Here is a 2248-nt window from a genome sequence, read left to right as displayed (position 1 = left end):
GCCGTGGGGTTCGCGGCCGGGGCGGGCGGCACGCGGCTGATACGCCGCGCGGCGGCCCGGCCGGGAGCCGGACCGCCGCGGGAGGAGCCACGACAGGAACTCATCGATCTCTAGGAGTCACCGTTCTTTGACAACTCAAGAGAGGGCGTGGGTCAGCCGAGGTCGACCTCGGGGTACAGCGGGAAGCCGGCCACGAGGTCGGTGGCCCGGTGGGAGATCTCGTCGGCGACCTTCGGATCCAGGATGTGCTGGGCCTTGGAGGGGGCGCCCTTGCTGGTGGTTCCGGGCTCCGTGGTGGTGAGGACGCGATCGATGAGACCGGCGACCTCGTCCATCTCGGCGGTGCCGAGACCACGGGTGGTCAGGGCGGGCGTGCCGATGCGGATGCCGGACGTGTACCAGGCGCCGTTCGGGTCGGCCGGGATGGCGTTGCGGTTGGTGACGATGCCCGACTCGAGCAGGGCGGCCTCTGCCTGGCGGCCGGTGAGGCCGTAGGAGGAGGCCACGTCGATCAGGTTGAGGTGGTTGTCGGTGCCGCCGGTGACCAGGGTGGCGCCGCGGCGCATCAGGCCCTCGGCCAGGGCGCGGGAGTTGTCGACGATCCGCTGGGCGTAGTCCTGGAAGGAGGGCTGCCGGGCCTCGGCGAGGGCGACGGCCTTGGCGGCCATGACGTGCGGGAGCGGGCCGCCGAGGACCATCGGGCAGCCGCGGTCGACCTGGTCCTTGAGGGAGTCGTCGCACAGCACCATGCCGCCGCGCGGGCCGCGCAGGGACTTGTGGGTGGTGGTGGTGACGATCTGGGCGTGCGGGACCGGGTCGAAGTCGCCGGTGAGGACCTTGCCTGCGACGAGACCGGCGAAGTGGGCCATGTCGACCATGAGCGTGGCGCCGACCTCGTCGGCGATCTCGCGCATGATCCGGAAGTTCACCAACCGCGGGTAGGCCGAGTAACCGGCGACGATGATCAGCGGCTTGAACTCGCGGGCCGAGACACGCAGTGCCTCGTAGTCGACGAGGCCGGTGGTCGGGTCGGTGCCGTAGGAGCGCTGGTCGAACATCTTGCCGGAGATGTTCGGGCGGAAGCCGTGGGTGAGGTGGCCGCCGGCGTCCAGGGACATGCCGAGCATGCGCTGGTTGCCGAAGGCCTGGCGGAGCTCGGCCCAGTCGGCGTCGGAGAGGTCGTTGATCTGGCGGACGCCGGTCTTCTGCAGGAAGGGCACCTCGACGCGGTCGGCGAGGACGGCCCAGAAGGCGACGAGGTTGGCGTCGATGCCGGAGTGGGGCTGGACGTAGGCGTGGCGGGCGCCGAAGAGTTCCCTGGCGTGCTCGGCGGCCAGGGACTCGACGGTGTCGACGTTGCGGCAGCCGGCGTAGAAGCGGCGGCCGACGGTGCCCTCGGCGTACTTGTCGCTGAACCAGTTGCCCATCGCGAGGAGGGTCGCCGGGGAGGCGTAGTTCTCGGAGGCGATGAGCTTGAGCATCTCGCACTGGTCGTGGACCTCCTGGCCGATGGCGTCGGCGACGCGCGGCTCGACGGCGCGGATCACGTCGAGGGCGGCGCGGAAAGCCGTGGACTCGGTGGACAGGGGCTGCTGCTCTGACATGGCGGCCTCCGGGCTGCGTGGCTTGAAGCGGTCACGGATCACGGTTCGGCCCAGGCGCACGGCACTTGGTCACTCACAGGCCGCTCCCCGATGGTCCGTCCCATCCCAGCGCGCCAGTCACGGCCTGTCGGCCAGCCTACCGGCCACGTCGAAGAGCTCCCGTGCGGCGTCCACCATGCGAGCGAGGGCTTCGAGGCCCGGCCGGGGTCTCCTGGCCTCGAAGCCGTGGCGGCTCGTGGACGTCAGTACAGCGTGTCGGCGAGGCGGTCGATCTGGTCGGCGTCCGAGGCCCAGCAGTAGAGCATCACCTCGTCGGCGCCGATGCCGAAGTAGGCGTCGGCGGTCTCACGGATCTGCCGCGGTGTGGTGAGCAGGCCGGCCTCCATGTACGCGACATGGCCGCTGAAGGCGTAGTAGTCGCGGAGGTTGTGGCGGGCCCGGTCCACGGTGCTGTCCGGGCCGAGCGCGACGTTCGCCTGGGCGACCAGACGGGGGCGGCCGGGACGGTCGTGCTTCTGCCAGGCCGTTTCGGCGTCGCGGAACAGCTTGGACATGAAGGAGGGCGGCAGGGCGGCGCCGAGGAAGCCGTCACCGAAGCGACCGACGCGTTCGAGGGCGGCGGGGGCGAAGCCGCCGAACAGGAC

The 2248-nt window shown here is 71.0% G+C and carries 2 protein-coding genes and 1 riboswitch; both genes read right to left on the bottom strand.

Annotated elements, in window-relative coordinates:
• Window positions 1-152: 152 nt before the first annotated feature.
• Window positions 153-1604, bottom strand: a complete 1452-nt coding sequence (locus EHS43_RS43040; RefSeq protein WP_125195883.1) for a glycine hydroxymethyltransferase — start codon at window positions 1602-1604, stop codon at window positions 153-155.
• A gap of 41 nt (window positions 1605-1645) precedes the next feature.
• A riboswitch (ZMP/ZTP riboswitch) is annotated at window positions 1646-1735 on the bottom strand.
• A 111-nt stretch (window positions 1736-1846) separates the two neighbouring features.
• The coding region (locus EHS43_RS43035) for an LLM class flavin-dependent oxidoreductase (protein ID WP_125195882.1) at window positions 1847-2248 on the bottom strand (402 nt) is incomplete at its 5' end.

This window comes from Streptomyces sp. RP5T (genome assembly GCF_003933965.1).
Lineage (GTDB): Bacteria > Actinomycetota > Actinomycetes > Streptomycetales > Streptomycetaceae > Streptomyces.
The sequence above is the reverse complement of the archived record's forward strand: the minus strand, read 5'-3'. Positions and strand labels throughout refer to the sequence as shown.